We start from the raw sequence: 22,880 nt of genomic DNA on the forward strand, positions 1-22,880 counted from the left end.
CGCTCCCTGGACACCACGCGTCCCCCGCTCGGGCGGATGCGCTGTCAGGCGGCCCAGCGGCGGAGCAGCCACTCGGCGGCCGCCACGCCCTCGCGCCGTTGGAAGTCGCGGATGGTGGGCATGTTCGGCGGCGCCGGGGGCAGGGCGTGCTCGAAGAACAGTCCGGCGAGCCCGGCCAGCACGGCGTCGATCGTGGCGGCGGGCACCCCGGCGAAGACCGGGTGCGTGGCGAGGTGGTGTTCGACGTCGTCGTCCTCACCGCGGACGAGCGTGTCGAGCAGGTAGGTCAGCGGGTCGAGCCAGTGCGCGCCCACGCTCGCCCAGGGCCAGTCCACCACCCAGACGAGCCCGGCGTCGTCGACGAGCAGGTTGTCCGCTCGGCAGTCGGCGTGCACGAGGTGTTCGCCGTCGACGAGGGCAGCTGCCCCCGATGCCGCGCGGGCGATCGCGGGGCCGGCGTCGAGGACGTGCGGCGGGACGACCTCGGCGACGCGGACGGCGTTCGAGCCGGCAGCCAGCATCCGGTCCCAGGCACCGAACTCACCGCGCAGGTCCTCGGCGATGCGGGGGAGCGTCGCCAGCCCATCGGTTGCGAGCGGCAGTGTGTGGAGTGCGTCGAGCACGGCCGTCGTGTCCGATCCGTCGAGGTGCTCGCCCGGGTGCTGCCCGGCGACGTCCTCGAGCACGAGCGCGACCCAGTCGTCGCCGTCGACCGTGGCGTGCAGCGCGTCGAGCAGCCGCGGTGCCTGCACGGTGGTCGGCAGCTGGGCCATGACCTCGGCCTCGCGGCGGTGCAGGTCGAGGGCGGCCTCGTTGCGCGAGCGCGACACCGTCTTCACGAAGGCTCGTTCCCCCGCCGCGGTCGTCACCCGGTCTGCGCTGCCTGGAGACCACCCGCTCGCCTGGGACTCGGCGGTCACGACCGGACCGCCCAGCACCCCCTCCACCTGCTGCCGCAGCGTCGTCGGTACATCGGTCCAGGTGGTTCGCCCCATGCGCCGACGCTACCTGAGAACCCGTACACGAACATGCACGCTCGGCAACTTTGCGTTGGTAGCAAAGGTGCTTGCGGTGTAAAGTTGCAGAGCCTGCAAGGTTGACCCTCGTTCGGGGTCCCGACCGGGCCGACGACCACCACGCCACATCCCCTGTGAGGAACCCCGCATGTCCACTGCCACCGCACCCGTCGAGGTGTCGCGCGGACGACAGGACTCCCCGGCGAGCACGCCGGGCAAGCCGATCATGTCGCACCGCCAGATCCTGCTCGTCATCTACGGCCTGATGGCGGGCATGTTCCTGTCGTCCCTCGACCAGACCATCGTCGGCACGGCGATCCGCACGATCGGTGACGACCTGCACGGCCTCGACCAGCAGGCCTGGGTCACGACGGCCTACCTGATCGCGTCGACCATCACCACGCCGATCTACGGCAAGCTCTCCGACGTCTTCGGCCGTCGCCCGCTCTACATCTTCGGCATCGCGGTCTTCATCCTCGGGTCGCTGCTCTCGACCCTGTCGACGTCGATGACCATGCTCGCCGCCTTCCGCGCGTTCCAGGGCATCGGTGCCGGTGCGCTGATGTCGCTGCCGCTCGCGATCATGGGCGACATCCTCGCGCCCCGTGAGCGCGCGAAGTACCAGGGCTACTTCCTGGCGGTCTTCGGCATCTCGTCCGTGATCGGCCCGCTCATCGGCGGACTGTTCGCGGGTGCGAGCTCGATCGTCGGCATCACCGGCTGGCGCTGGGTGTTCCTGATCAACGTGCCGATCGGTGTCGCGGCGCTCCTCATGGTGATCGCGTTCCTGCACCTGCCGAAGTTCGGCGAGGCCAAGGCCAAGCCGCGCATCGACTGGTGGGGCGCGACCTCGGTCATCGTCACGCTCGCGCCGCTGCTCCTCGTCGCGGAGCAGGGCCGCACGTGGGGCTGGGGTTCCGCCAGCGCGATCGCTTGCTACGTCATCGGTGCGCTCGGCCTCGTCGCCTTCCTGGTGATCGAGACCCGCATGCAGGACGACGCGATCATCCCGCTCAAGCTCTTCCGCTCGAGCACGTTCTCGATGGCGACCATCCTGGGCTTCCTGGTCGGCTTCGCGATGTTCGGCGCGATGCTCACCATCCCGCTGTACCTGCAGATCGTCACCGGCCTGACGCCGACCGAATCCGGCTTCGCGACGCTGCCGATGATCGGTGGCCTGATGATCGCCTCGATCGCCTCGGGGCAGATCGTGGCGCGCACCGGCCGCTACCGGATCTTCCCGGTCATCGGCACCGCCCTGGTGTCGCTCGGCTACGTCGTCCTGACGTTCATGACGATCGACAAGCCGCTGTGGTTCCTGATGATCGGCATGTTCCTGATCGGCCTCGGGCTCGGCCAGCTCATGCAGAGCATCACCCTGGCCTCCCAGAACTCGGTGCAGCCGCGTGACATGGGTGTGGCGACGTCGTCCGCCACGTTCTTCCGCCAGATCGGTGGCACGCTCGGCACCGCCGTCCTGCTGTCCGTCCTGTTCTCGCTCATGCCGGCGAACATCCTGCACGCCACGGCGGACGAGTCGAACCTCAAGCCCGCCCTCAGTGCGGCGCTCGACCCGGAGGTCGCCAGCGCCAAGGCGAACCAGGGCGTCATGGACCAGATCTGGAACCCGATCGTCACCCCGCTCCAGAAGCAGGTGCAGTCCGGCCTCGACACCGCCACCGACCAGGTGACCCAGGCCACCGCCGGGGCTCCCGACGCCGTGCAGCAGCAGGCGCTCACCGCCGCCGCCGACAAGGCGCACGCCAGCGTGCAGGACGGCCGGCTCGTCGTCGACTGGTCGGACGCGGCGCAGCGCACCTACTGGGTGGACCAGCTCGCACCGGAACTGTCGAAGCAGATCGACAAGGGCGCGAACGACTCGAGCGACTCGAACGCCGAGACGAGCGACACGTCGTACCTCAACGGTGCGGACGCTGCTCTGACCCGGCCGTTCATGTCCGGGTTCAACGCCTCGGCCGTGACCGTCTACTGGGTCGGCTTCGCGGTGATCCTGCTCGCGTTCGTCCTGAGCTTCTTCTTCAAGGCGCCGCCGCTCCGCAAGAGCTCGGCCCTGCAGGAGCAGGCGGACGACGCCGGCACCGCCGACGACCTCGAAGCGCAGGCCGTGCGGGCCGCGGACACGATGGGCTCGCCCACCGCCCCGGTCACCGGTTCGATCCCCGTCCAGGGTGGTCGGGCGCAGGTCTGAGTCACGCCGGGCCTCCTCGTCACAGGACGCGGAGGCCCGGCGTCGCACCAACCCGAGAACAAGACGGAGCGCAGCACGTGCACCAGCTCACCACCACCGAGGCCACCGCGCTGACCGACTGCGGCCTGCGGGAGCGCAAGAAGCAGCAGACCCGGGCCGCCATCCACCGGTCGGCGCTCGCCCTCGTCACCGACCACGGACTCGCCGGGGTGACCGTCGAGCAGATCTGCGCGGACGCCGGGGTCTCCCCGCGGACGTTCTTCAACTACTTCCCGTCGAAGGCCGAAGCAGCCCTCGGATTGCCGGCGACGACGGTCCCGGACACGGCACGCGCAGCGTTCCTCGGTGCCACGGGGCCGCTCGTGTCGGACCTCTGCGACCTCGTCGCGCACACGGTCACCCTGCCGCAGGACCGCCGGCGCATGAAGGAGCTCGTCCGAGCCCGCCCCGAGATGGTCCCGGCGATGATGCAGTGGATGGCGCACGCGCGGCAGACCGTGCTGGCGGTGGCCGCCGAGCGCGTCGACGAGGACACCGCGCGGACGGCGACCACCCTCGTGATGGCCGCCGTGATCGAGTCCGCCCACCGATCGGCGGACGGCTCCCGCGACGAACTGGCTGCGCGGCTGCGCGCGGTCGTCGGCGAGATGGGGCGGCTCGCCACCGCCTGACCAGCGTGACCATCGCGTCGCCCCCGGCGCGGGGCGGCCACGGCCTGGAGGCGCGGTGCGGGTCCGACCCGCACCGCGCCTCCAGGCCGTGGCGGACGACACGACCCGGTCGCAGCCCGCAGCGCGCAGTCGGCCCGCACACGCAAAATCACCCCGAACCACGTGGAAACGCGGTCCGGGGTGACTGTGGTTGTTCGCCGGTCAGACCGGCAGCGTCGTGCCTAGCGGCGCGAGCCGCGGCCCGCGACGCGGGTGTAGATGAACAGCACGATGATCGCGCCGATGATCGAACCGATGATGCCGGCCGGCTGGAAGAAGCCGTCCATCGGGTCGTGCTGGAAGATCAGGAACCCGAGGAACCCGCCGACGAACGATCCGACGATGCCCAGGACGATCGTCATGAGGATCCCGATGTTCTGCTTGCCGGGGATGATGAGCCGGGCGAGAGCGCCGGCGATGAGTCCGATGATGATCAAGCTGATGATGAGACCGAGCACGGTGTCCTCCTCGTGGGTGCGGTTGCCGCGGCATGGTTGCCGGAGTCAGGGCCGACATCCGACGAAACTCCGGGGTTCCTGGGAGGACTGTCGGGTTCGCCGATCAGACCACGCCGGAAGCCTCGAGCTCGGCCCGCAGCTCGGCGTCCGACGGCTCGACGAAGTGCTTGCCGTTGGGCAGCACCACGACGGGGATGTTCTTCCGGCCGCTGATGGCCTCGGCACGGTCGGCAGCGGACAGGTCCTGCTCCACGTCGACGTACTCGTAGTCCACGCCGAGGGTGTCGAGCAGCGCCTTGGACCGACGGCAGTCGCGGCACCAGTCGGCACCGAACATGGTCACGCGGTCGGGGGCAGTCGTCGCATCGCTCATGTGCAGAGAGTACGTCGGAGCGCCCCCGGGCATTCCCGTGACGCCCCTCGCCCTGCCCGGAGCACGATGTGCCCATGAGCCTGCCCTGGGACACGCCCGTCGCACACCCCCACCACCGCCACGGCTGGTGGTGGAGGACCCTGCTCGTCGGCTTCGTGCTGTGGGTCGTCACGATCATCGTCACGGTGTCGACGCAGAACACGAACCTCGTGCCGACGATCATCCTGCTCGGCAGCTTCCTCGTGCCGTTCACCGTCGTGCTGTTCGTGATCGAGCGGGTCACCGGCACGGTCAGCACCATGCAGCTCGTCACGGCGTTCTTCGTGGGCGGGATCCTCGGGGTGCTCGGGGCGTCACTGCTCGAGGCCGACCTGGAGCAGGGAGCCGGGCTCTACCTGGTCGTCGGCTTCGTCGAGGAGTTCGTGAAGGGCGTCCTGCTCGTCGTCGTGGGGTGGCGCGTCCGCCCGAAGACGGCGAGGCAGGGTGCGCTGCTCGGCGCGACGATCGGTGCCGGGTTCGCCGCGTTCGAGTCCGCCGGCTACGCCTTCAACGCGGCGATCACGGCCCGGGGGATCGACCTGGCGTCGCTCCTGCAGACCGAGGTGGTCCGCGCGGTGCTGGCACCGGTCGGGCACGTGCTGTGGACGGCGATCCTCGGTGCGGTGCTGTTCGGCGCAGCCACCGGACGCGCTCGCTTCCGCTGGTCGTGGCCGCCGATCGTGGCGTACGTGGTCGTCTCGGTGCTGCACGGGCTGTGGGACGCGAACGGCACGATCGCCACGCTGATCGCGTTCGTCGTGTCCGGGGTCCCGTTCTCGGCCGCGCAGTACGGCATGGTGCCGGCGGCGGTCGGCGGGATCGTGACGACTGTCTACGTGATCGGGCTCGCGATCGTGAGCCTCATCGGCGTCGCCGTGCTGGTCGGTGTGCTCCGGCACCACCGCGGACGCACGCAGGCCCTGTCGGCACCCGCCGGGCGGGACGCGACGCAGGCACCCGCCGGGTGGGACGGGACGCCCGGACCCGACCGCCTGCGCTGACCCCCGCCGGAGCGCCGCTGCCGCTCGCCCTACGATTGGCACATGCCGCCAGCACCCGACCCCGCGACGCTGGTCTGGGCCTCGGCGGTTGTTCGGCGCTTCGCCGCGGCGACCAACCTGCTCGTCGCCGCCCGCCGGTTCCGCATCGTCGGCGGTGACCCCCGGGATGCCGCGGCACTGCGGCACCTGCTGACCGCACTCGGCGCGCGCGAGGTCGAGCAGTCGAACCACCAGCACCAGCCGTCCGACCTCGTCGACCAGCTCTGGTGCCTCGGCACGCCCGACGAATCGACCCCCGCGGTCGAGCAGGCCGCCGGCCGCCCGCGCGGCACCACCCTGGTCGTCATCGACGCCGGCCGGTACCTGCCCGCCGTCGACGAGGACGCCTTCGGCCCCGTCGCACCCGCCCGCCCCGGCGTGCTCGCCGTCCCGATGCTGTCCGACGACGTCTTCCTGGTGTCCACCGGCCGCGACCCCGAGGAGGACCCCGCGGCGGACGCCCGCCTGCGCTGGGCACGACGGTCGATGCCGGTCGCCCGCTCGGTCGCCGCGGAGCTCCGCGACGGCGGACTCCTGCGCGGCACGCGCATCGGCGTCGCGATGTTCCTCGAGCCCAAGACGGCGGTGCTGAGCCTGCTGCTCCGTGACGCCGGTGCCGAGGTCGTCGTCTACGCCCACGCCGACGAGACCGACGACGCCGTCGCCGACGCACTGCGGTCCGCCGGCCTGACGGTGTTCGCGAGCAGCACGGTGACGCTCCCCGAGCAGAAGCAGCTGGCCCTCGCGATGCTCGACACCGCACCGCACATCCTGCTCGACGACGGCTCGCACGTCATCCGGCTCGCCCACCAGGAACGCCCAGACCTGCTGCCGACGATGCTCGGTGCCGCCGAGGAGACCACGAGCGGCCTGCGGCCCCTGCGGGTGCTGGCAGCGCGCGGCGAGCTCGGCATCCCCGTGATCGCGGTGAACGACGCCCGCACCAAGACGTTCTTCGACAACCGCTACGGCACCGGGCAGTCGACGGTGTTCGCGGCGCTCGACCTGGTCGACGGGCTCGCGTCCGGCACCCACCGGGTGATGCCGGGAGGCGCGGCGGTCGTCGCCGGGTTCGGGCACGTCGGCGAGGGGGTCGCCCTGGTGCTCACCGCCCTCGGGTTCCGGGTGACGGTCGCCGAGACCGACCCGGTCCGCGCCCTGCAGGCGCGGTTCGCCGGGTGCGCCGTGGCCCCGCTCGTCGAGGCGGTGCGCGACGCCGACCTCGTGATGAGCGCCACCGGGGTGCCGGACACCATCGACCTCGACGTGCTCCGTGCCTGCGCGGACGGTGCGGTCCTCGCCGTCGCCGGTGGGGTCGACCAGGAGATCGCCATCGACGACGCCCTCGACGCCGGGGCCCGGCGCCAGGACGTGGGGCCGAAGGCCGAGCGGTTCGTGTTCCCGGGTACCGACGGTGGGCCGATCGTGCTCGACGACGGCGGCTGCATCAACATCACCGCGGCCGAGGGCAACCCGGTCGAGATCATGGACCTGTCGTTCGCCGTGCAGCTCGGCGCCGTCCGGATGCTCCTGGAACGAGGCGACGAGCTGGAGCGTGCCGTCGTGCCGATCGACCCCGCGGTCGACGACGTGACCGCCCGCGCGGCGCTCGCCGCCTTCGGAACGCACGTCGGGCCTCCCGGCCTTCTCCCTGAACACCCGGCGGACCGCGAGCCGGACGTCCGGACCCACCGTTTCGGAGACCCGGCATGAGCGCTCGTCAGCACCCGGTCACCGTGCACTCGGCGCGCGTCGTCGTCCCGATGACGGCGCCGCCGATCGCCGACGGCGCGGTGGCCGTGCAGGACGGCCGCATCCTGCACGTCGGCGACCGGTCGTGGGTCATCGACCAGCTCACCGGGTCCGGCGCGACCTTCACCGAGCGGCAGTGGCGCGGCGCGCTCCTGCCCGGACTCGTGAACGCGCACTCGCACCTCCAGTACACCGGCATGTCCGGTGTCGGCCGACGCCAGTACAACGGATTCGAGGACTGGGCCGCGGCGTTCAACGTCGACTACGCCGAACCGCACGACTGGCGGGCCGAAGCCGCGGACGGTGCACGGGCGTCGATCCTGGCCGGCGTCACGAGCATCGCGGACATCGTCACCGACATCGAGGCCTCGACCGCGCTGCAGGACGCCGGGCTCGGCGGGATCGCGTACTGGGAGGTGATGGACTGGGAGAACGACGCCTGGCAGTCGCACGGTCGCGACCAGGTGCTCGACGAACTCGACCGGATCCCCACGACACCCGGTGCCGGCCTGTCGCCGCACGCGCCGTACTCGCTCGAGGTCGCTCCGCTGCTCGAGCTCCCCGACATCGTGCGGCAGCGCGGCCTGCGGCTGCACCTGCACCTCGGTGAGGCGGCGTTCGAGGGGGAGCGCACCGCCCTCGGTCCGGTCCCCGGGCTCGACGGGGTCGACGGCGTCGGCCACGGGAACGACTGGCACCTGGCGAACGTGCCGTCGTTCCGGGCGCTGCGAGCCCTGGGCTTCGGCGCGAGCGCGACCGCGTTCGTCGACCGCCTCGGCGTGCTCGGGCCGGACTGCCACATCGCCCACGGCGTGTACATGACCGCCGCCGACCGGGCGCTCCTGCGCGCCCGCGGCACGGCGGTGGCGCTGTGCCCCCGCTCCAACGCCGTCATCGGCCTCGACCCGCCGCCCGTCGCGGACTACCTGCGCGAGGGTAGCCCGATCGCCATCGGCACCGACTCCCTGTCGTCGTCGCCGTCCCTCGACCTGATGGCCGACGTCACCGCGCTGCACCGCATCGCCCGAGCCCAGGGCTACGGGCACCGTGACCTGCACGAGCGACTGCTCGCAGCGGCGACCCTCGGTGGTGCGCACGCGATGGGGCTGGCCGTCGGACCGGACCGCATCGGGCACCTCGCCGTCGGGGCGCGTGCCGACCTGGCGGTCTTCGACGTCGACGCCCGCACGGTGCCGGACGCGCTCGCCGAGCTCGTCGAGGACGGCGCCGGGCGGGCGGCCGCCACCGTGATCCGCGGGGTCGTGCGCGCCGTGGCGGGCGGGGTCACCGAGCCGGCTTCCCCGCACACGGACATCCCCGCACCGCACCAGGAGGAACGATGACCGAGTCCGCACCCCACCCCGGCATGGCCGCACGCCGAACCGTCACCGGTGAGCTCATCGAGTGGCTCGACGTGCCGAAGCGCGCGATCGCCCTCGGCATGGAACCGCACCCCGAGGGTGGCTGGTACGTCCGCACCTGGACCTCGCCGGCGACGGTCACCACCCCCGCGGGGGAGCGTCCCGCCGCCACGCTGATCCACTTCCTGCTGCCCCCGGGTGAGGCCTCCGCCTGGCACCGGGTCACGAGCGACGAGATCTGGATGTGGCACGGGCCGGACACCGTCGACCTGCAGCTCGGCGGCGACGGTGACGTCCCCGAGCCCGGCGCGACGATCACCCTCGGCCCGGACGCCGGACGCGACCGGGTGAACGACGCGCAGGCGTTCGTGCGCGGTGGCGTGTGGCAGCGGACGATCCCGGGCGACGGCGAGGTGCTGCTGAGCTGCCTGGTGTCGCCGGGCTTCTCGTTCGACGACTTCACGATGGCCGACGACGGGGACCCTGCCGCCGAGTAGCACCGCGACACCGTTTCGCGTTGGTATCCCACCGCGAAGTACACTTCGACCTGCCCCCACCCCCCTCGCACGAAGGCCCGACCGTGACCCGTCACCTCCGCTTCACCCTCGCCGTCGCCACCGCCGCGGTCGCCGCCCTCGCCCTGTCGGCCTGCTCCGCCGGGGGCAGCAGCAACGCCGACGGCACCGTGACCGACGGCAAGCTCACGATCGCCACCGGCGACCCGGCGTACTCGCCCTGGATCGAGGACAACAAGCCCGAGTCCGGCAAGGGCTTCGAGTCCGCCGTGGCGTACGCCGTCGCGAAGGAGATGGGCTACGGCAAGTCCGACGTCGTCTGGAAGCGCAGCACCTTCGACAGCGCCATCGCACCGGGGCCGAAGGACTGGGACCTCAACGTCCAGCAGTTCTCGATCGACGCGAAGCGCAAGAAGGCCGTCGACATGTCGAGCGCCTACTACACGACGACCCAGGCGGTCGTGACGACGTCCGGGTCGAAGGCCGCCGGCGACACCACGATCGCGGCGCTCAAGCAGGACGCCATCGGCGTCGCGACCGGTTCGACGAGCATCGCGAGCGTCAAGGACGTCCTCGGGGTCACGCCGCAGGTGTTCAACTCCAACGACGACGCCGTGCTCGCGCTCAAGTCCGGGCAGATCGACGCGATCGTCACCGACCTGCCGACGGCGTTCTACATGGCCTCGGCGCAGCTCGACGACGGCACCGTGTCCGCGCAGTTCCCGTCCGACGGCAAGGGCGACGAGTTCGGCTTCGTCCTGCCGAAGGACTCGGAACTCACGAGCAAGGTCGACAAGGCCCTGAAGACCCTCGACGACGACGGCACCCTGCAGGACCTGCAGACCAAGTGGCTCTCGTCGGAGACCGGTACGCCGGTCCTGAAGTAACCGGATGACCCTGCCAGCAGGGGCCGGCACCCCGGTCGCCGCACCCGCGCCGAGCCAGGTCGAGCTCGAGCGTCGGCTCTACCGTCGCCAGCGTGGCCGTCGCTCCGTCGTGGTGTCGGTCGTCTCCACCCTGGTCGTGCTCGCCGTCGTGTACTTCGGCGTCGTGAACACCCCCGGGTGGGCGGCGGTGCAGCAGTCGTTCTTCGACCCGGAGACCGCGGTCGACACGTTCCCGGACATCCTGCTGGGCCTCTGGTTGAACGTCCGGATCCTGTTCTTCAGCGCCATCGGCGTCGCCGTCTTCGGCACGCTGCTCGCGGTCGTCCGCGGCCTGCGCAACCCCGTGTTCTTCCCGCTGCGGATGCTCGCGACCGGCTACACGGACCTGTTCCGCGGCCTGCCGCTCATCATCGTGCTCTACCTGGTCGGCTACGGCATCCCCGGGCTCGGGGTGTTCCCGCGGCTCCCCGCCGAGGTCTGGGGCACGATCGCGATCACCCTGACCTACTCGTCCTACATCGCCGAGGTGCTCCGGGCCGGCATGGAGGCCGTGCACCCCTCCCAACGCCTGGCCGCCCGGTCACTCGGACTCTCGCACGCCAAGACGCTGCGGCTCGTGGTGCTGCCGCAGGCGATCCGCAAGGTCACCCCGGCGCTGATGAACGACTTCGTGTCGATGCAGAAGGACGTCGGTCTGGTGTCGATCCTCGGGGCCGTCGACGCGGTCCGCTCCGCCCAGATCGCGCAGGCCGAGACCTACAACTTCACGCCGTACTTCGTCGCCGGGCTGCTGTTCGTGGTGATCAGCCTGCCGCTGATCCGCGTCACGGACGCGATCGCGCGTCGCCAGCAGCGGCGCGAGCAGATCGGAGGGACCGTATGAGCGAGGCCGGCCTGGAGGCCCGTGGTGCGTCCGGTACGGACGCCGCGGTCCTCGAACTGCGCGGGTTGCGCAAAGCGTTCGGCGAGCACGAGGTCCTGCGCGGGATCGACCTGACGGTCCACCGCCACCAGGTCATCTGCGTCATCGGGGCCTCGGGCTCCGGCAAGTCGACGCTGCTCAAGACGGTCAACCTGCTCGAGGGCATCGACGACGGCGAGATCCTGCTGCAGGGCACGGACATCGCCGACCCGCGCATCGCCGTCGACGCCGTGCGGGCGCGCATCGGCGTGGTGTTCCAGCAGTTCAACCTGTTCCCGCACATGAGCGTGCTCGACAACGTCACGCTCGCGTCCCGCCAGGTGCACGGCATCGGACGGGCCCAGGCCGAGGAGACCGCGCGCCGGCTGCTCGACCGGATCGGGCTCGCCTCGTTCGCCGATGCGTACCCCGACCGCCTGTCCGGCGGGCAGCAGCAGCGCGTCGCCATCGTCCGGGCGATCGCGTCGGACCCGGAACTCCTGCTGCTCGACGAGGTCACGAGCGCCCTCGACCCGCAGCTCGTCGGTGAGGTGCTCGACCTGGTCACCGAGCTGAAGCGACAGGGTTCGACGATCCTGATGACGACGCACGAGATGCACTTCGCGCGGAACGTCGCCGACCGGATCGTGTTCCTGCACCGCGGCGAGGTCGTCGAGCAGGGTTCCCCCGCCGACGTCCTCGACCACCCGCAGCACCCGGCGCTCGTCGAGTTCCTCGCCCGCGTGCACGCCTAGGGCGTCAGCAGCACCTTGCCGATGACCTCGCCGTCGCGCACGCGGCGGTGGGCCTCCTCGACCTCGGCCAGGGGCAGCACCGAGTCGATGACCGGGCGCACCCGGCCGTCGGCGACCAGTGACCAGACGTTGTAGCGGACCGCCTCGACGATGGCGGCCTTCTCGGCGAGCGGCCGTGCGCGCAGGGTCGTGCCGCTGATCGTCGCGCGCTTCCGCATCAGCATCCCGAAGTCGAGCTCGGCGGTGCGGCCGCTGCCCGAGGCGATGACCGCGACGTGCCCGTTCGGGGCGAGGGCCTGCAGGTTCCGCTCCAGGTAGGACGGTCCGACGACGTCGAGCACGACGTCGACGCCGACACCGTCGGTGAACGCCATGACGCGTTCCACGAAGTCCTCCGTGCGGTGGTCGATGACGAGGTCGGCGCCGAGGTCACGGGATGCGGCGACCTTGCGGTCGCCGCCGCTCGTCGCGATCACCGTCGCACCCAGGGCCTTCGCCCACAGCACCGCGTGCGACCCCATGCCGCCCGTGCCCCCGTGCACCAGGAGCGTCTGCCCGGGGCGGAGTCCGGCGAGCATGCCGATGTTGGAATAGACCGTGCACGCGGCTTCGGGCAGTCCGGCCGCCTCGACCAGGTCGACGCCCTCGGGGACCGGCAGCACCTGGGTGACCGGCGCGACCACGAGTGCCGCGTACCCGCCGCCGGAGAGCAACGCGCACACCCGGTCGCCCACCGCCACGGTCGTGACGCCCGCGCCGACGGCCCGCACCGTGCCGGAGACCTCGAGCCCGAGGATCTCCGACGCCCCGGGCGGCGGCGGGTAGTTCCCGGCGCGCTGCTGCAGGTCGGCGTTGTTGACGCCGGCCGCGGCGACCTCGATCAGGACCTCGTCCGTGCCGGGTTCGGGGTCGGGCAGGTCGGTGACGGACATGGAAGCGTCGTCGAACGTGATGGCTCGCATGCCCTCGACGGTACGCGCCACCCGCCTCCGGCCGGCTGCCGGTCGCCCACAACCGCCGCCGGTGTCCCTGTGGAGGTTCCCTGTACGCTCGACGACGGATCTGCACCTCATCCGGGGGAGTGCGGACAGATCGAGGGGGACTCTCCACCATGCCCAAGAAGCTCATCGCGCTGGCCACCGCCGGCCTCGCACTCACGCTGCTCGCCGGTTGCTCCGGCAGCGACTCGGGCTCGTCCAGCGCACCGTCGGCCTCGAAGACCGCCGCCGCGGCACCCGCCCAGACCAAGGGGGAAGCCTGCTCCCTGCTCGAGAACGAACTCGCGTCATTCCTCAAGGAGCAGGGTTCCAGCTCTGCCCCGGCCGACCCGAAGGCCCGTGCGGCGCTCGTCGACGAGTTCGTCCAGCGCATCGACTCGGCGCTGAAGAAGGTCTCGAACGACCAGGTCCACGACACGTTCGAGGACTTCTCCGGCGCGGCGAAGGGCTACAGCTCCGCCATCCGCTCCGGTGCGGCCGAGGACTCCGCCGAGGTCAAGAAGGCCCAGACCGAGGTGCAGACCACCCTCGACCAGGTCTCGGCGGTCTGCCCCGCCAAGAGCTGAGCGGGCTCGCGCCCAGCCCCGCACGTGACGACGCCCCGCCGCTCCTGGACCAGGAGGGGCGGGGCGTCGTGCCTCCCCCGTCGGGGGACGGGGGACGGGCGTCAGACGGCCGCGGGCTGCGAGGCGTCGAGACGTGCGACGTCCTCCGGCCGGAGCCGCACGGTCGGCGCCGTGATCGAGTTCAGGATCGACTGCGGCCGCGACGCACCGGGGATCGGCACGACGACGTCGCTCTTCTGCAGCTCCCACGCCAGCGCGATGACCTGCGGGGTGACCCCACGGTCGCGGGCGATGTACGCGAAGTCCTCGAACGCCGTCCCGAGGTCCGCCGCGCTCCCGATGCCACCGAGGGGGCTCCACGGCAGGAACGCGATGCCGAGCTCGTCGCACAGTTCGAGCTCCGGCTCACTCGACCGGAACTTCGGCGAGTACTGGTTCTGCACCGACGCCAGGCGTCCGCCGAGCACCTCGTTCGCGGTGCGGATCTGATCCGGGTCGGCGTTCGAGATGCCCGCCATCCGGATGACGCCCTCGTCGAGCAGCTCGGCGAGCGCGCCGATCGAGTCGGCGTACGGCACGGCCGGGTCGGGGCGGTGGAACTGGTACAGGCCGATCTGCTCGACGCCGAGCCGCTTCGCCGAGGCCTTCGCCGCCTCCTTCAGGTACTCCGGGTGCCCATTCTGCGCCCAGTTGCCGGCCTCGGGGCGCAGGTGTCCGCCCTTCGTCGCGATGAGCACGTCCGAGGTGTCGGCGTGGAACTCCCGGACGGCCCGCGCGATGAGCTCCTCGTTGTGCCCCACCTCGTCGTGGCCGCCCAGGTGGTACGCGTCGGCGGTGTCGATGAGCGTGACACCGTTCTCGAGCGCTGCGTGGATCGTGGCGATGGACTGACGCTCGTCCGGCCGGCCCTCGATCGACATGGGCATCCCGCCCAGACCGATGGCACTGACGGACACGTCTCCGATGACTCGTTGCTTCATCGGCCCAGCATGCGCCCGGCCCCGACGCCGACGCCCAGTTGCCGCACGACGAGGCGCCCGCACCGACGAGCCCCGGTCACCGACGAGCCCATTCCGGCGCGTGTTCCGGCAGCGGGCCGAACGCGATGCCGCGGGCGTAGAGGCCCCGGACCGGCGGGACCCAGCGCGCGAGCAGCACCGGGAGCAGCGGCGGCCCGTCCTGCAGGTGCCCGGCGAAGGCCCGCTCGAACACGACCCGGTGCAGCACCGCCTGGGCGGCCTGCACCAGGGCTGCGGGCGGGGTCCGACGACGCTGGACGGCTGCGAGCGCCCGGTCGAGGCCGCCACCGCGGAGCCCCCGTCGGAGCGCCGGCACCAGGATCGTCGCCGTCGCCACCGCGTCCTGCACCGCGAGGTTGATGCCGACCCCGCCGGCGGGCGACATCGCGTGCGCGGCGTCACCGATGCAGAGCAGCCCCGGACGCCTCCACCGGCGCAGGCGGTCCATGCGGACGTCGAGCACGTGCACGTCGTCCATCGAGGCGATCGCGTCGACCCGGTCCGCGAAGTCCGGTCGGAGCCGCGCCAGCCGGGCACGGAAGGCCGCCACCCCTGCAGCGCGCAGGGCCGCGTCCGAGCCCTTCGGCGCGAAGTACGCGACCTGGTGGTAGTCCGGCCGCGGGAAGCTCAGCAGCACGTCCCGGTCCGAGAACGCGGGGGTGAGGGCGCTCGCCGCGTCCCCGGGGTGCCGGGGCAACCGGAACCACCAGGTGTCGAACGGCACCCGGAACGCCCGTGGAACGAGCCCGGCGGCGCGACGCAGCACCGAGTTCCGCCCGTCGCAGGCGATCACGACGTCGGCGCGGAGTTCCTCGGGTTCGCCGGCCCCGTCCCTCGGCCGCAGGTGGACCCCGGTCACGACTCCGTTCTCCTCGATGAGTCCGGTCGCCGCGAGGCCCATCGCGATGCGGAACGACGGTTCCCGACGGGCGGCGGTCACGAGCAGGTCGAGCAGGTCCCACTGCGGCACCATCGCCACGTGGTCGTACGGGGGCGCGAGACGCGAGAAGTCACCGAGCAGCAGCCGCGAGCCGTCCGGCATCGGCAGCGAGAAGTCGTCGAGGCGTGACTGCGGCAACGCCCGGAACGCTGCACCGAGTCCGAGTTCGTCGAGCAGCCGGATGGTCGAGGCGTGCACCGTGTCGCCCCGGAAGTCCCGGTTGAAGTCGTCGTGCCGCTCGAGCACGCGCACGTCGACGCCGGCGCGGGCGAGCAGCAGCCCGAGGACGACCCCTGCGGGGCCGCCACCGACCACCGCGACCGTCGTCCGCGACACCGTCACCATGCCCGGGACGCTACCCCGGTCCGGACCGGAGGCGCGTGGCGGCCCCGACCCGCGCCTCCAGGCCGGAACGCACACGCGTTCTCCGACCCGACATGCGTCGGACGACCGGTGTCCGGTCGGAAGGGTGGTGTCGGTGGGCGTCGGTCAGGCGCTGGCGGACACCGACGACGATCCGGACCCGCTGTCGACGGCGTTCACGAAGACGACCCCGCCCCAGGCGATGACGACGATCGCGAGCACGAAGCCGATCGCCGCGATCCACCACGACGGCTTCCGTCGGATCCACGCGCCGATCGACAGCACGATCGTGGCGACCCCGATGACGAAGGCGCCACCGACCGCGATGGCCGCGCCACCGAAGTACCCACCGGGTGTGCACCCGGCCGAGGCGTCGCACTCTGCCGTGGCCGAGGCGATCGCGACGATGCCGACGACCGCCGTGATCGCGGTCATGACGGCACCGAACACCAGGAGCAGCACCGTCGAGATCCGGTCGGCGAGCTTCGCCGGCGGGAACAGCGTGGTGCCACCGCGCTCCCACGCCGCGCGCTGCGCGTCCGTGGGGCCGGAGGAGGACTGCGGCGGAGGGCCGGGGACGTTGGACCAGGTCATGCGTGCAGTCCTACCGCGCCTCGACCCCGAACGCCTGTGCGAGCCGCTGGATCTTCTGCGCCCGACCGAGCCGCGGCAGGTCGGAACCGTCGCGGATGACCCGCCCGCGGGCCTCGAAGTCGTCGAGGAAGTCCTGCGCCCAGGCGACGTCCGTCGGCGTGGGGGAGATGACCTCGTTGATGACGGGGAGCTGCTCGGTGTCCAGGCACAGCTTGCCGGTGAGGCCGAGCGACACGGCCACCTGCGACTGCTCGCGGAGGATCGGGTGCGACGACCCGACCGTGGGGCCGTCGATCGGACCCGGCAGGTCGCCGACGCGCGAGGCGACGACCAGCTTCGACCGCGGGTACGCCATCGCGAGCGTGTCGGCGCTGGTCCCGGTGTCACGGCGGTAGTCGCCGGAACCGAAGGCCAGGCGGAACGCGCCCTGCGCCTTGGCGATCGACACGGACTCCTCGATGCCCAGGGCCGACTCGACCAGGGCGATCACCGGCGTCTGGCCGCCGAGCCGGTGCCAGGTGTCGGTGACCTGCGCGGGGGACTCGGTCTTGGCGAGCATGACGCCCTGCAGCCCGGGCAGGCCGCGGAGCTCCTCGACGTCGTCCGCCCAGAAGTCCGTGGTGACGTCGTTGATGCGCACCCAGGCCTCGCCGCCGCCGGCGAGCCAGGCGGCGACGCCCTGCCGGGCCGAGGGCTTCGCGGCGGGGTCGACGGCGTCCTCGATGTCCAGGATGATCTGGTCGGCGCGGGAGCGCTGGGACTTGTCGAACCGGTCGGTGGCGGTGCCGGAGACCAACAGCCACGACCGTGAGATCTCGGCGGGGACCGATCGACGCCGGTTCGGCGTGGGGGCGGACGGAGTGGTGCGGTCGTCGATGGCCATGCCCCGTTGGTACCACACCGGACGGGGCCGCCGTCGGATCGGACGCGCCGCACGTCGGGTCTGACGCGCCGCACGTCAGGTCTGACGCCGGTCAGGTCCGTGCGGAAACCCCGAAACCTCGGTTCATTGCCAGAGAGGCCGTCCGGTTCCGCCTACAGTGTCGGATGTGTGGCGAGCGGACAGGGTGACCGACGGTGAGGACGACGTGAACGACGACGTCCCCGTCGAGGGTGCCCGCGCGCGCCCCGACGACGATCGAGACGAGCAGCAGGACGTGGACCAGGAACGGACCGACGACGAGCCGGACCGCACGCTCCGCCCGGAGCTGCAGATGACGAGCCCGCAGGCGATCAGCCTCGGCGACCCGCGGTTGCAGGCCGGCAACGCGGCCGAACCGACGTGGGACGGCTGGCGCACCCAGCTGACCGGTGTCGGCGGCACGAGCCCGCTCACGCACTTCAGCGACCACCCGCGCGCCCGCATCGAGCTCTCGACCACCCACCCGGGCGGTCTCGCGCAGTTCATCACCGGCAAGACGACCCTGCTGTCCAGCCTGATCCGCGACGAGGTGGCGCTCCGTGCCGCCCGCGTGGCCGCCGGACACGTCGAGGCGAAGGGCACCGAGCTGGCCACCGTGCGCGGCATCGACGCCGTGAAGCTCGGCATCGGCATGGCCGACTGGAAGCACGGCGACGAGCAGTTCCGCGGCCCGGTGCTCCTGCGCCCCCTGGCGATCCGCCGGCACGGACGCGACTTCGAGGTGCGCCTGCTCGGCGAACCGGTGCTCAACCCGGGCCTCGCCGACGCGCTGCACGAGCAGTTCGGGGTCATCCTCGACGCGCAGTCCTTCGTGGCCCTCGCGCAGCAGGACGGCTCCTTCACGCCGAACCCCGTCATCGACCGCCTGCGTGGCCTGACCGCGCACATCCCCGGCTTCTCGGTGCACGCCCGACTCGTGGTGTCCACCTTCGCCGAGGTCGCGACCGGGATGGTCGAGGACACCGGCGACCTGTCGCACCCCGTGCTCGACGCCCTCGCCGGCAACCCGAGCGCGAAGTGGCAGGTCGAGCAGTCCTACCACCCGGTCGAGCAGACCCCGTCGGACGAGCGCAGCCCGGAGACCGACACGCTCCTGCTCGACGCCGACGACGAGCAGGAGAACGTGATCGCGCAGATCACGGCCGGCAACTCCATCGTCGTGAAGACCCTTCCGGGCACCGGTGGCACCCAGACCATCGTGAACGCCCTGGGCGGCCTGGTCGCCGCGAACAAGCGCGTGCTCGTCGTGAGCCCGCGCCGCGCGACCCTGCGGGGCATCGCCGCCCGCTTCGGTGAGGTCCAGCTGCCCGGGGTCGCGGTCACGCCGTCGACCCTGCGCCGCGACGTCGTCCGTGCCATCGCCCGGAACGAGAAGGCCGCGCGTCCGAACCTCCGCGAGGTCGACGACGCACTGGTCCGCCTGCGCAAGGTGCTGAAGGACTACCGCGGGTCGCTCACCCGCAAGGACCCCGACTTCGGTGTCTCGGTGCTCGACTGCCTGGTGGAGCTGTCGCGCCTGTCGCTGCTGCCCGTCGCCCCGTCGACCACCGCGCGCCTGTCGAAGCAGTCCGTCGCATCGATGGTCGACGGCCGTTCGCGCGTCGCCGAGACGATGGTCAGCGCCGCGAACCTCGGTGAGTTCCGCTACGGCCCCGACGACTCGCCCTGGTACGGCGCGAAGTTCGGTTCGAGCGACGGTGCCCAGCGTGCGCACCGCATCGCGAAGGACCTCGACGCCGACGGCCTGCCGACCCTGCTCCGCCGCGCGCACGACCTGGTGAGCTCGACGCACATGCGCCAGTTCACGACGATCAACGAGCTCGGCATCTACCTGCGCCTGCTCACCGAGATCCGTGACACGCTCGACCGCTTCCTGCCGGTGGTCTTCGACCGCTCGGTGTCCGAGCTCGTGGCCGCCACCGCCCCCCGCGGCGAGGGCGCCCCGATGTCGTCGACGAACCGTCGCCGGCTCAAGAAGCTCGCCCGCGAGTACGTCCGCCCGGGCGTGCACGTGTCCGACCTGCACGAGGCCCTGACCCGCGTCCAGCAGCAGCGGGTGCTCTGGCAGCGCTACGTCGCCGCCGGGGTGAACCCCGAGGTGCCCACGGGCATCGCCGACGTCCAGGTGCTGTTCTCGAACGTCGCCGAGGACCTCGCGCGCCTCGACGAGCCGCTGGGCCGCACCGAGCGCGATCGCCAGCTCGCGAACACCCCGGTCGACCAGCTCGTCCCCACCATCGCCGAGCTCGCCGCCGAGTCCGACGTCCTGCACAACCTGCAGGAGCGCACCGAGCTCATGCAGACCCTGCGCGACCTGCAGCTCGAGCCGCTCATCACCGACCTGGCGAACCGGCACGTGCCGGACGTGCAGGTGCCGGCCGAGCTCGAGCTCGCCTGGTGGCAGTCCGCCCTCGAGACCATGCTCGAGTCCGACCGGGCCCTGCTCGGCGCGAACACCGACATGCTCGACCGGGTCGAGGCCGACTTCCGCCTGGTGGACGACGCCCACGCGGCCGGGGTATCGCAGGGCCTCGCGTGGCAGCTCGCCGAGAACTGGAAGGTCGGTCTCGTCGACTGGCCCGAGGAAGCGACGGCGCTCAAGACCCAGCTCCGCGACGGCGCGATCACCTCGCGCCTGCTGCAGGACTCCGCACCGCACCTGTCCCGGTCGATCGCGCCCGTCTGGCTCGCCAGCCCGTACGAGGTGCCGCAGATCGCCGACACGATGCCCTTCGACACCGTGATCCTGGTCGACGCCGGCGCCGTGACGATCGCCGAGACCGTCGGTGCCGTCCGTCGTGCCCGCCAGACCGTCGTGTTCGGCGACCCGGTCACCCAGACGCCGTCGCCGTTCCGCATCGCCGTGGACCCCGAGCACCGGGCGCTGCAGGTCGACGAGGGCACGCTCGACGCGTTCCACGCGGACTCCGCCCTGGCGAAGCTGTCCACACTGCTGCCGACCCTGTCGCTGTCGCGGTCGTACCGCGCCGGCGGCGAGGACCTGGCCGAGCTCGTGAACCGTCGGTTCTACGGCGGCAAGATCGAGTCCCTGCCGTGGGCCGGCTCGTTCCTCGGCCACGGGTCGATCGCGCTCGACTACGTCAGTGACGGCAAGGCCGTGCCCGACCCCGAGTCCGGTGCCGTCGAGAGCGTCGACGCCGAGGTGGACCGCGTGGTCCGGCTCGTCATCGACCACGCCCGCACCCGTCCGACCGAGTCGCTCATGGTCATCACCGCATCGGCGAAGCACGCCGTGCGCGTCGAGCAGGCCGTGCTGACCGCCGCCCAGGGCCACAAGGACCTGACCGAGTTCGTCATCGGCGATCGTGCCGAGCCGTTCATCGTGGCGACGCTCGAGCAGTCGGTGGCGCAGAGCCGCGACCGCGTCGTGTTCTCCATCGGCTACGGCCGCACCCCGCACGGCCGCGTGCTGCGTGACTTCGGTCCGCTCGGCAAGCCCGGCGGCGAGCGGCTGCTGGCGGTCGCCATGACCCGCGCGCGTCGCTCGATGGTCATCGTCACCTGCTTCCAGCCGTCGGACATCGAGGCCGAGCGCATGGGCCACGGCACCGTCGCCCTCGCCGAGATCCTGGCCGAGGTGCGTGCCCGGACCACCGCCGAGTACGTGCCGGACGACTCCGACCCGCTGCTCGTCGACCTGGCCCGGCGCCTCGAGATGCGCGGCATCCCGGTGGCGCTCGGACACCGTGGCAAGCTCGGTCTCGTCGCCGCGCACGGCGGGGTGTGCGTCACGATCGAGACCGACGCGTCGCTGGTCAAGGGATCGCTGCGCGAGTCCCTGCGCCTGCGTCCCGAGGTGCTGCGCCGACTCGGCTGGCACTACGTGCGCGTGCACGCGTTCCAGCTGTTCTCCGACCCGGACCGCGTCGCCGACACCGTCGCCGCCGTGCTCGGGGTCGACCGCGGCGCCACGCAGGAGATCTCGATCCCGCCGATCCCCGCCCGCCGATGAGCCGCCGGGCCTCGCGGCCCGCCGGTCCGGTGACGCCGGAGACGGACCAGCTGGTGGGCACGTGGACGCGGGCCGACGACGCGTCGTCAGCCGCGCCTCCCGGCACGGCAGCGTCGTCCGGACGCGAGACGGCGGACCAGCCGGGAGGCCCGGCGCGGCGCCGCAGACGCGTCACCACCCAGCCGGTGGCGGGCTACGACCCCGCGCCGCCGCCGGAACCGGCGCGGCACCGCGACGGTGAGAACGACGACCAGCTCCGACGCGACGTCCCCCCGCACTGGTAACCGGTAGCCTGGCCCGTGATGACTGACACCGCGCGACAGCGCCCCGACTGGCAGACCTGGCCGAACCTGATCACGCTGTTCCGCCTCGTGCTGATCCCGGTGTTCATCGGCCTCGTCGTCGCCGGACACCCGGGGTGGGCGCTCGTCGCCCTCGTCGTGATCGGCGTGAGCGACTGGGCGGACGGCTTCATCGCCCGCAAGTTCGACCAGGGATCCAAGCTCGGCAAGGCGATCGACCCCGTCGCCGACCGACTGGCCATCATCGCGATCGTGCTGTCCCTGGTGCTCGTCGGCCTGCTGCCCTGGTGGGTGGTGGCGGTCGTGGTGCTCGTCGACCTGGTGCTCGTCGTCCTGTCGAGCGTGCTGTTCCACGGCAACCCGGACCTCGACGTCACGTGGACGGGCAAGATCCGCTCGGCCCTGCTGTTCGTCGGGCTGCCGGTGCTGCTGTTCTCCGCGGTGCACACCGTCGACGAGAACGCACCGTGGGTCCGGGTCGTGGCCCTGGTGTTCGTGTACCTCGGCACCGCGGGCCACGTGCTCGCCGGCGCCCAGTACGCCGTCGCGATGTTCGCGAAGCGCCGCGCGGTCCCCGCCGCCTGACGCGGCCGCCCTCTCCGCAAAACACCGGTGTTCGCGCTGCGCACCGCGGTTTGCGGGTGTGCAGCGCGCGAACACCGGTGTCTTGCAACGGCGCCGGCGCTAGAGCTTCGTCGAGCCGCCGATGCCGGGCCCCTCGGGAGCGTTCGACGGGGCGATGTGCGCGCCCGCGCTCGTGGCACCGCCGGTCTGCGGGCGGAGCAGGTCGCGGATCTCGAGCAGCACCTCGACGTCGGTCGGGGGCACGTCCTGCGGGGTCTGCTCCTCGTCGTTCTTGACGCGCTCGAACGCCGCCTTCTTCAGGTGGTTGACCGGCACGACGAGCGCGAAGTACACGACCGCGGCGACGATGACGAAGTTCAGGACGGCGCCGATGATCGCGCCGAACTTCAGTTGTGCGTCACCGCCGGAGAACGTGGGGATCGCCACGACCAGCGCCTTGTCGAGGCTCGAGGCGTTGAACACCGCACCGATGAGCGGGTTGATCAGGGCGCTGACGATCGTGCTGACGATCGCGGTGAACGCCGCACCGATGACGACTGCGACGGCCAGGTCGATGACGTTGCCGCGGAGCAGGAACTCCTTGAAGCCCTTCATACGAGGGT

Annotated in this window: 21 protein-coding genes; 12 read left to right on the forward strand and 9 right to left on the reverse strand. The window is 71.8% G+C overall.

All coding sequences use genetic code 11. The features are described 5' to 3' along the window. Nucleotides 1-44: 44 nt before the first annotated feature. Entirely contained in the window at nt 45-995 is a 951-nt protein-coding gene (locus tag DEJ00_RS16380) for a phosphotransferase family protein (RefSeq protein ID WP_111058083.1), read from the reverse strand. Between the two features lie 169 nt (nt 996-1,164). Here DEJ00_RS16380 and DEJ00_RS16385 point away from each other — a divergent pair, with 169 nt between their 5' ends. Next, complete coding sequence (locus tag DEJ00_RS16385; protein WP_111058084.1) at nt 1,165-3,225, forward strand: MDR family MFS transporter; 2,061 nt, start codon at nt 1,165-1,167, stop codon at nt 3,223-3,225. Between the two features lie 77 nt (nt 3,226-3,302). Continuing rightward, complete coding sequence (locus tag DEJ00_RS16390; protein ID WP_111058085.1) at nt 3,303-3,896, forward strand: TetR/AcrR family transcriptional regulator; 594 nt, start codon at nt 3,303-3,305, stop codon at nt 3,894-3,896. 221 nt (nt 3,897-4,117) lie between these two features. On the opposite strand, the gene DEJ00_RS16395 is transcribed toward DEJ00_RS16390, so the two are convergent. Both DEJ00_RS16395 and DEJ00_RS16400 read right to left on the reverse strand, forming a co-directional pair. Next, nucleotides 4,118-4,393, reverse strand: a complete 276-nt coding sequence (locus DEJ00_RS16395) for a GlsB/YeaQ/YmgE family stress response membrane protein (protein WP_027466577.1) — start codon at nt 4,391-4,393, stop codon at nt 4,118-4,120. A gap of 103 nt (nt 4,394-4,496) precedes the next feature. Then, nucleotides 4,497-4,766, reverse strand: a complete 270-nt coding sequence (locus DEJ00_RS16400; protein WP_017888006.1) for a glutaredoxin family protein — start codon at nt 4,764-4,766, stop codon at nt 4,497-4,499. A gap of 74 nt (nt 4,767-4,840) precedes the next feature. Here DEJ00_RS16400 and DEJ00_RS16405 point away from each other — a divergent pair, with 74 nt between their 5' ends. From DEJ00_RS16405 to DEJ00_RS16435, 7 genes are all read left to right on the forward strand, one after another. Beyond that, nucleotides 4,841-5,806, forward strand: a complete 966-nt coding sequence (locus DEJ00_RS16405) for a PrsW family intramembrane metalloprotease (protein WP_111058086.1) — start codon at nt 4,841-4,843, stop codon at nt 5,804-5,806. Between the two features lie 42 nt (nt 5,807-5,848). Further along, nucleotides 5,849-7,558 (forward strand): adenosylhomocysteinase, encoded by a 1,710-nt coding sequence (locus DEJ00_RS16410; RefSeq protein WP_111058087.1) that lies wholly within the window; start codon nt 5,849-5,851, stop codon nt 7,556-7,558. Beyond that, nucleotides 7,555-8,940, forward strand: coding sequence for an amidohydrolase family protein (locus DEJ00_RS16415; protein ID WP_111058088.1), 1,386 nt, complete (start codon nt 7,555-7,557; stop codon nt 8,938-8,940). The genes DEJ00_RS16410 and DEJ00_RS16415 overlap by 4 nt, the downstream gene beginning before the upstream one ends. After that, a complete protein-coding gene (locus tag DEJ00_RS16420; protein ID WP_250895887.1) occupies nt 8,937-9,455 on the forward strand; it encodes a cupin domain-containing protein in 519 nt (172 codons plus the stop codon). Before DEJ00_RS16415 ends, DEJ00_RS16420 begins: the two co-directional genes overlap by 4 nt. An 83-nt stretch (nt 9,456-9,538) precedes the next feature. Then, on the forward strand, nt 9,539-10,360 hold the full coding sequence (locus tag DEJ00_RS16425) for an ABC transporter substrate-binding protein (protein WP_111058089.1): 822 nt from the start codon (nt 9,539-9,541) through the stop codon (nt 10,358-10,360). A gap of 4 nt (nt 10,361-10,364) precedes the next feature. Beyond that, complete coding sequence (locus DEJ00_RS16430; RefSeq protein WP_110862374.1) at nt 10,365-11,243, forward strand: amino acid ABC transporter permease; 879 nt, start codon at nt 10,365-10,367, stop codon at nt 11,241-11,243. Continuing rightward, the gene (locus tag DEJ00_RS16435; protein WP_111058090.1) at nt 11,240-12,016 is read left to right on the forward strand and encodes an amino acid ABC transporter ATP-binding protein; all 777 of its coding nucleotides are present in this window, start codon (nt 11,240-11,242) and stop codon (nt 12,014-12,016) included. The genes DEJ00_RS16430 and DEJ00_RS16435 overlap by 4 nt, the downstream gene beginning before the upstream one ends. Here DEJ00_RS16435 and DEJ00_RS16440 read toward each other — a convergent pair. Then, complete coding sequence (locus DEJ00_RS16440; RefSeq protein ID WP_111058091.1) at nt 12,013-12,978, reverse strand: NAD(P)H-quinone oxidoreductase; 966 nt, start codon at nt 12,976-12,978, stop codon at nt 12,013-12,015. The genes DEJ00_RS16435 and DEJ00_RS16440 overlap by 4 nt on opposite strands. 149 nt (nt 12,979-13,127) lie before the next feature. Between DEJ00_RS16440 and DEJ00_RS16445 the strand changes: the two genes are divergently transcribed. Continuing rightward, on the forward strand, nt 13,128-13,580 hold the full coding sequence (locus tag DEJ00_RS16445; protein ID WP_111058092.1) for a hypothetical protein: 453 nt from the start codon (nt 13,128-13,130) through the stop codon (nt 13,578-13,580). 101 nt (nt 13,581-13,681) lie between these two features. Here the strand turns inward: DEJ00_RS16445 and DEJ00_RS16450 are convergent, their stop codons facing one another. The 4 genes from DEJ00_RS16450 to DEJ00_RS16465 all read right to left on the reverse strand — a co-directional run bounded on the left by DEJ00_RS16450 (nt 13,682) and on the right by DEJ00_RS16465 (nt 17,379). Then, nucleotides 13,682-14,560: an aldo/keto reductase gene (locus tag DEJ00_RS16450; protein ID WP_111058093.1), complete on the reverse strand. Its 879-nt coding sequence runs from the start codon at nt 14,558-14,560 to the stop codon at nt 13,682-13,684. Between the two features lie 76 nt (nt 14,561-14,636). Then, a complete protein-coding gene (locus tag DEJ00_RS16455; protein ID WP_111058094.1) occupies nt 14,637-15,884 on the reverse strand; it encodes an FAD-dependent oxidoreductase in 1,248 nt (415 codons plus the stop codon). A 144-nt stretch (nt 15,885-16,028) separates the two neighbouring features. Then, nucleotides 16,029-16,496 carry a DUF6264 family protein gene (locus DEJ00_RS16460; protein WP_111058095.1) on the reverse strand — a complete coding sequence of 156 codons (468 nt, stop codon included), beginning with the start codon at nt 16,494-16,496 and terminating at the stop codon, nt 16,029-16,031. 10 nt (nt 16,497-16,506) lie between these two features. Further along, nucleotides 16,507-17,379, reverse strand: a complete 873-nt coding sequence (locus DEJ00_RS16465) for a CoA ester lyase (protein ID WP_027466565.1) — start codon at nt 17,377-17,379, stop codon at nt 16,507-16,509. Nucleotides 17,380-17,563: 184 nt separating this feature from the next. On the opposite strand from DEJ00_RS16465, the gene DEJ00_RS16470 reads away from it, so the two are divergent. Both DEJ00_RS16470 and DEJ00_RS16480 read left to right on the forward strand, forming a co-directional pair. After that, nucleotides 17,564-21,391, forward strand: coding sequence for an ATP-binding protein (locus DEJ00_RS16470; protein WP_083404080.1), 3,828 nt, complete (start codon nt 17,564-17,566; stop codon nt 21,389-21,391). A 302-nt stretch (nt 21,392-21,693) separates the two neighbouring features. Next, nucleotides 21,694-22,278 (forward strand): CDP-alcohol phosphatidyltransferase family protein, encoded by a 585-nt coding sequence (locus tag DEJ00_RS16480; protein WP_051596961.1) that lies wholly within the window; start codon nt 21,694-21,696, stop codon nt 22,276-22,278. A gap of 99 nt (nt 22,279-22,377) precedes the next feature. On the opposite strand, the gene mscL is transcribed toward DEJ00_RS16480, so the two are convergent. Next, a complete protein-coding gene (mscL, locus tag DEJ00_RS16485) occupies nt 22,378-22,872 on the reverse strand; it encodes a large conductance mechanosensitive channel protein MscL (protein WP_071244106.1) in 495 nt (164 codons plus the stop codon). Nucleotides 22,873-22,880 lie beyond the last annotated feature (8 nt).

The sequence above is a fragment of the Curtobacterium sp. MCLR17_039 genome, from assembly GCF_003234745.1.
Taxonomy (GTDB): Bacteria; Actinomycetota; Actinomycetes; order Actinomycetales; family Microbacteriaceae; genus Curtobacterium; species Curtobacterium flaccumfaciens.